Below are 6,382 nucleotides of genomic sequence, written 5' to 3' on the forward strand. Positions count from 1 at the left end.
ATGACCGCGCCCCGCCCTGCGCTGCTGCTGCTCTCGGCGCCCGACAGCCCCGATGCCCTGCCGCTGATGCGCGCCCTCTCAGAGCAATGGCAACTGTCACACCAGCTGCCTGCCGCCCTGGCCAGCCACCGGCCGGGAGAGGAGGTCGCCTGGATGCTGCGGCGGCAGGCGGCGCGGGCCGACCTCGTGCTGCATCTCTCGGCCGATGGCGCGGCGGCCACGGCGGGGCTGGAAGGCCTGGTGGAGGTCTATGCCCCCGCCGAGCCTGCCCTCTGCCGCCTCTCCGACAGAGAGCGGCTGGACCCGCTGGCCTGGGAGGCACTGTGGCGGCGCGAGCGCGACCTGGTGCGCCGTGCCCGCCTGGTGGTCGTCTCCTCCCCCGAGGCGGCGCTGGTGATGCGGTTGCTCTATGGCGTGACCGCCGCGCGGCTGCGCCAGGCGCCCCTCGCGGCGCTGCCCGGCCTGCTTCCCCTCGCCTTCGCCGAAGCGCCCGAGGATCCCGATCCCGAGCCCTTCACGCTAGCCTTGAACGATTATCCCGTGCGGGGGCGGCACAGCGGCGGCGCGGTGCGGGTGCGGCAGGGGCTGGCGGCACTGGGGCAGGCGACGGTGCTGCTCTGTCTTGGCGGCTCGGGCGAGACGGCCGTGATAGGCCCTGGACTGGTACAGGTTTGCCTGCCCAAGGGACAGGATCAGCGGGCCATGGAAGCCGACCTTCTGACCCTGACGGGCGATGCTCTGGAGGATATCGCCACTGCCATGCACGCGTCCGCCCATGCGGGCCTGGTGGCACTGGCTGCCGACCTGGCGACCCGCGCGCGGGTCGCGGTGTTCGAGCATTGCTACCTGGCGCCGCTGCTCGACGCGATGCAGCAGGCGGCACCTGGCCTCCCTGCGGTTTATGATGCCCATAACGTCGAGACGGCACTGAAACGCGAACTGCTGCGCGAGCACCCCGCCCGCGAGGCGCTCTGCGGCTTCGTGGCGGAGACCGAGCGCCGCCTGCTGGCCCGTTCAGCACTGGTACTGGCCTGCAGCGACGGCGATGCGGAAGCCTTCCGTCCGGCGGCGCGGCAGCTGGTGCTCTTCCCGCACGGCATCCTGCCCGCCTCCAATCCGTCCGCGCCGCCGGCTGAGGAGGCAGCACCGCGCATTGGCTTCATCGGCTCCGGCCATCCGCCAAATGTCGCCGCCGCACGCTTCATCACCGAGGCTCTGGCGCCGCGCTTCCCCGCTGCCATCTTCGAGTTCATTGGCGGCGTCTGCGCGGCGCTGGATCAGACGCCTGCCAATATCCGGCTGCATGGCACCCTGCCGGAGGAAGAGAAAAGCCTCGTCATGGCAGGCTGGACCCTGGCGCTGAACCCGGTGGAGAGCGGCGGCGGCGCCAGCCTGAAGGTGGCCGATTACCTCGCCCACGGCCTGCCCAGCCTGAACACGCCTCATGCCGCAAGGGGCTTTCCCCTGCTGCGGAAGGGCGCGGGCATCATCCTCCCGCTGGTCGAATTCGCGCCGGCCTTGCATGGCCTGCTGGCGGCACCGCAGTCGCTGCGGCCGATGGCGCGCGCAGCGTGCGAGGCTGCGGCGGCTTTGAACTGGCCGGAAGCGGCGCGCGCCGCGCGGGAAGCCATCCGGCGGCTGGCAGCCGCCTACCGGCCGCCGCCTCCGCCGCCGCCCATCCTCCTGCTGGATGAAGCCGGGCTGCGGGGGACACGCGCCCGCCCCGGCGCGGCGCGGCTGGACGTCCTGACACCGACACCCTCCCTCTCGCCCCTCGCAGACCGGATCGTCACGGCGCTGCCCGTCCACCTAAGGGACCTGCCGGGCGACTACGGCATTGGCGCATCCGGGCAGCAACTGGCCCGGTGCTTCGGGCTGTGCCTGCCGCCCGGCACCAGACGGCTGGCCCTGGACCTGCGCGCCGCGGCGCCGGTACGGCTGCGCCTGGTGCTTCGCACGGAAGCCGGAACCTGGTTGCTCCTGCGGACGCGGGTGGAAGCTTCCTGCCGTCTGGAGCTGGCCCTACCGGAGAACGGCCGGACGGCGCCCAGGCTGGAGGCTGAACAGCTATCCGGGCCGGCCTCCGCCTTGCGGCTACGGGCCGTTCTGCTGCGGGAGCCGCAAAGGGTTGCCCTGCCTTTGCCCGAGGCGCCGCTGCCGCGGGAGGGAGAGGTCCGTCAGGAGGCGGCGCTGGCGGCCTGGACGGCCCGCCACGGCCACCGCTATGCCCCGGTGCCGGATGACCCGGAGCAGGCCACTGCCGAAGCGCTCTCGTCACTATTGCGGGACGCCGCTTCCACAAGACGGGTCGCGGCGTTGCGCGAGGCGCTCGGGATCACGCAGCCCTTCATCCTGCTCCTGGGTGGAGCTCCGCTGGAGGCCGCGCCGCCGGAACTGCCGGCGGTTCGTCATGATGGCGCCGATGCCTTCCACCAGGATGCGGACGGCGTCCTGCGCCGGGCGCCTCTGCCCCTCGCCGGGCTGATCCTGCCGCGATGGCCGGCCTGCCGTGGCATCCTGCCCGGGAACCTGCCGGCAGCACAGGCGGAGGCCGTACGGCGCCTGGCCGCCTGGGCCGATGTTCCGGTGCTGGAGGAGCGGGGCTCCCCTGTTTCTCAGGCCTCGCCGGGCTCCGCTCCGGTCAGTTGATCGATCTGCCGCAGCCGTGCCTCAACCCGAGCCAGCGCCGCCGCCAGCGCATCCCGCCGGCCCGCCAGCCTGCGGCGCTCCTCGCGCAGAGCCGCGCGGTCCAGCCGGCCCTTGGGCGGGGCTTCCGGCATGTCGGCGAAAGGACGAACCTCGCGCCGCAGCGACATGATCTCCCGGCGCGTCACATCCGGCCGGATCAGCCCCCGCCGCTGGGCCACCTCCAACTGGGTGTCGGACAGCAGTGTGATCTGATAGGCGGTGCCGTAGCTGCCCGGACATTGCTCGCGCGGCAGCCTGCCGGAGTCGACGGCACGCGCGATCTGCCGAAGCTGGGTGGCCGTGGCGTCGGAAAAGGGAAATAGCCGCTCGCTCTCCTGCCGCAGCCGCTGCCATTCGCTGCGCGTCAGGCTCTCTTCCAGGTTCAGCAAGGCCCGGCCGATGGCCAGGAAGCTGTCCCTCGCATCGCCCCATTCCTTCTGGATCTCGGCCCGGACCCTCAGGATGCGGGAAACCTTGGCCTGATCCTCCAACAGCCCCGTGCCGGCGAAGACTTCGTGGATGGCCTGAAGTGCCTCTTCATCGGCCTCGCCCAGCGCCCGCATGGCGGCGGCGCGCGGGTCCTGCGCGGTGGCGAGATGATGCTCCGGCTCGTCCGAGAGCAGGAAACTCCGCAGCGCGCTTTTCGACCTTTTCCCGCTCACAGCCCGATCTCCCGTCGCACGAAGGCCCAGATTTCCTCGAATGGCGCGATGCCCCGGCTCTTCGAATAGTCCAGCAGCGTCAGCCCTTTGACAGAGGGAACGTGGATATCCTCGAGTTGCGGGATCTCGGTCGGGCAGACCGCACCCGCCTTGATGAGCGCACCGCGCATCCGCGCGAAGGAGGAGGTGCGGCGATTGGCGCGGTTTAGCACCACCACGGCCCTGAATCCCTTGTCGGCGAGACTCCGCAGCCAGGGGCCAACGGCTTCGACATCGTCCTGGGTGCAGACCGCCGGCACCAGGACCAGATCGGCCGCGCGCCCCAGACCATCGATGGCAGGCAGGTGGTCCTCTACCGACGGCGGCGTATCCAGTACCGCCAGGTCATAGCCATGGGCCTGCCGCAGGCTGGCCCGCCAGTCCTGAAGCATGGCAGGCTGGACATCAACCTCGGCGAAGTCGGGGAAGGCCTCCCGTGTGCGGGCGCGGCGGGCGCTCCATTTGGTGAGGGTCTGCTGCCGGTCAAAATCCAGCCCGACAGGACGCAGCCCGGCCTGGGCAGCGCTGATCAGAAGATGGCGCGCCAGGACCGACTTGCCGGATCCTCCCTTCGGTGACGAGATCAGGATGGTCTTGCCACCTGTTCGGCTCTTGCTCATCCGCCGCTCCTGCCTGTGTCGCGGCAGATTTACCTACGGCGGGGCTACTGTCCATCCCGGCGATCAAGGCCCCTGGAAAGATGAATTAGACATGTCTAATTCAGCTGGTGCCTCATCAGTGGCGGCTGTGACGGAGCACATCCTGGCCTAGAATCCCTTTACAAGCAGCTTCCACTGCATCGGCGAGACTTTCAAACGACCAATGCTGGAGGCGTAGCTGCCCGGCGCGTTCTTTCCATTCCCAGGTGCAGATGAAGCGCGGCAAGCCGTGGGAGAGACGCTCGCGGATGAAGCAGAGGCGGATGGCCGCCGCCTCACCTTCGGCGGTTTCTTCCGGTGCCACCACAGCACCACAACCCCAGACCCGCGGTTCCCCCGGCAGGCGCGGAAGCGCCACGCAGGCCGGGCCCAGCTTCAGCTGGCCGGCCATGCTCCCGGCGAGCCGGAGCGCGGAGCTGAGCGCAGCTTCCTGCGCGATCTGCAACGTCGCGGCCTCTCCTACAACGACACGGGCTGGAACGGGTGCCAAGGCATCCAGCGGCTGGCTCTCCAGCCTCCAGGAAACGGGCGCCGAGGACGGATCGGAGCGGGCTTCGGTCTGGAAGTGGCAGCGGTGGATGTGGTGGTGATCATCGGCGATCCTACCGAGGCCCGCCATCTGCGTCGTAAATCCGGCGATCCAGCCGACCTGCCCATGGGATTCAGCACTGCTCATACGCAGCAGGTGCGGGGCGATATAGCGCGCCAGCGGCTTCACGGCCTGTCAGCTGAGCGGAGAAGGGAAGGGATCACGGTAGCTGCTCCGTATCATCCATTCCTGTTTGCCACGACTGGCCGGTTTTGTGGCGCGGCTGGTGCCTCAGTCGTCGCTGTAGCCCGGGCAAGGATGACAAGTCTTGCCAACCTTAAGGATTTGTTCATAAATGAGACAAATCTCAGATTAGGGGCGATTTCAGCCTATGGGAAAGCCGCGACAACTGCTGCTGCTGACATGCAGCGTCTTGGTGGGGTCCGCCGGCTTGGTGGCCTCTCACGCCCTTCGGCACGAGGTCTCCGTGGCGCCATCAACGGTGCCAACCTGCCAGCTCCGTCCCGCCTGCGCGGATGGCCTGCGCCTCCGGCTGGATCCGGAGAAAGCGCGGCGCTTTTCCAAAGTCTTCAGATCCTGACATATGAAATCGCGTCAGGCAGGAAGGCTCTGTCGTGCCTGGTTGAGCGCGTCCTGTAGCCGGATCAGCGCGTCCTCGGCCGCCAGGGCCCGTGCCTCGTGCCGGCGGGCATGGGCCGCCTGTCGCGCCGCCAGCAACTCTGCCCGCGCCAGTCGGTCGGCCATGGCTTCCAGCGTCAGTTCCAGGGCACGAAGTTGATGATCCTGACGCTGGGCTGGCCTGGGAAGGCAGGCGCGCCGGATGATGGCCCGCAATCCGTCACCAGGCCGGCGCGATGTCACGCGCGCTTGCCTACAGGCATCGCGCGCAGCACGAAAAGCCGATGGGAGGCGATATCAACCATCCGCCGCATCCGCTCCAGCCAGGCTTTTTCTGCCGCTTCCTCGCTATGGAAAGGGCCGTGCAGTTCTTCGGTGCCGGGTTCCAGTTCGCTGAAGCTGGTGTCGCGGAAGATGCCCCCCCAGACGACCCAGATCTCTCGCTTATCCAACGGGTTTTCCATGCTCATTCCTCTCACGGCCATTCTGGGCGCTGGCGGGTCGGCAGAAAGGTCCGGCTGACCCTTAACGGCTGCAACGTATGCGTATGGTCATACGCTGGGCCGGGGGGCATGTCAGGACAGTGGGTTGCACGCCCAGGCCATCGCGCCAGGAGGCCAGTAGCATTAGGACGCCCATGGCCGCCAGGGCCAGCGCCCAGGCACCGTCTTCCGCCCCGGCGGTATCTCTCATTACCAGCAGAAGGCTGCTCCCCAGCAAGGCCAGGGCGCCGAAAAGACGGAACTGGTGCATCGGATTCTTCCTCGGGTCGAAGGCCATTCCGGCCCTGCGGCATGGTAGCTCAGGCCTGTATCTCTTCCAAGATTTTTCGCACACCGTCCTTGGCAAAAGGCGACCTTCCCGCGACAGAACAAAGCCCGATCGCAATGTCGGTTAAAAGACGACCAAGCATCTTGCTGCCATTACGCAATGATAAGTGGGGAATTCATAGCGTCTGGAAATAATCAACCTAAGGTTGATAAGCTGCGCCAAGAAGGAGCTGCTATTCGTCTTTTTACCGACATCCTCCCAATGCCTCTTTCTGCTCGGGTCCGGGGCCTCCGGCGCATGGGCTGGTGCGGAGGAGGCGTGGCCAGCTTCTTCTGGAGAAGAGTCAGAGAATCAGAAGAGTTAGATAGTTACAAAGTTATGGTCCGGGAAATTCC

At 67.8% G+C, this 6,382-nt stretch carries 6 protein-coding genes; 1 reads left to right on the forward strand and 5 read right to left on the reverse strand.

Translation table 11 applies throughout. From position 1 onward, the window contains the following. The gene (locus IAI58_RS18500; protein WP_207448781.1) at nt 1-2,649 is read left to right on the forward strand and encodes a glycosyltransferase family protein; all 2,649 of its coding nucleotides are present in this window, start codon (nt 1-3) and stop codon (nt 2,647-2,649) included. Here the strand turns inward: IAI58_RS18500 and IAI58_RS18505 are convergent. The 5 genes from IAI58_RS18505 to IAI58_RS18525 all read right to left on the reverse strand — a co-directional run bounded on the left by IAI58_RS18505 (nt 2,616) and on the right by IAI58_RS18525 (nt 5,680). Next, on the reverse strand, nt 2,616-3,350 hold the full coding sequence (locus IAI58_RS18505) for a hypothetical protein (RefSeq protein WP_207448783.1): 735 nt from the start codon (nt 3,348-3,350) through the stop codon (nt 2,616-2,618). The genes IAI58_RS18500 and IAI58_RS18505 overlap by 34 nt on opposite strands. After that, nucleotides 3,347-4,009: a ParA family protein gene (locus IAI58_RS18510; protein ID WP_207448785.1), complete on the reverse strand. Its 663-nt coding sequence runs from the start codon at nt 4,007-4,009 to the stop codon at nt 3,347-3,349. The genes IAI58_RS18505 and IAI58_RS18510 overlap by 4 nt, the downstream gene beginning before the upstream one ends. Nucleotides 4,010-4,124: 115 nt before the next feature. Next, a complete protein-coding gene (locus IAI58_RS18515) occupies nt 4,125-4,766 on the reverse strand; it encodes a hypothetical protein (RefSeq protein ID WP_207448787.1) in 642 nt (213 codons plus the stop codon). A gap of 426 nt (nt 4,767-5,192) precedes the next feature. Continuing rightward, complete coding sequence (locus IAI58_RS18520) at nt 5,193-5,459, reverse strand: hypothetical protein (protein WP_207448789.1); 267 nt, start codon at nt 5,457-5,459, stop codon at nt 5,193-5,195. Next, complete coding sequence (locus IAI58_RS18525) at nt 5,456-5,680, reverse strand: DUF4170 domain-containing protein (RefSeq protein ID WP_237182522.1); 225 nt, start codon at nt 5,678-5,680, stop codon at nt 5,456-5,458. Before IAI58_RS18525 ends, IAI58_RS18520 begins: the two co-directional genes overlap by 4 nt. Nucleotides 5,681-6,382 lie beyond the last annotated feature (702 nt).

The organism is Roseomonas marmotae, from assembly GCF_017654485.1.
GTDB lineage: Bacteria > Pseudomonadota > Alphaproteobacteria > Acetobacterales > Acetobacteraceae > Pseudoroseomonas > Pseudoroseomonas marmotae.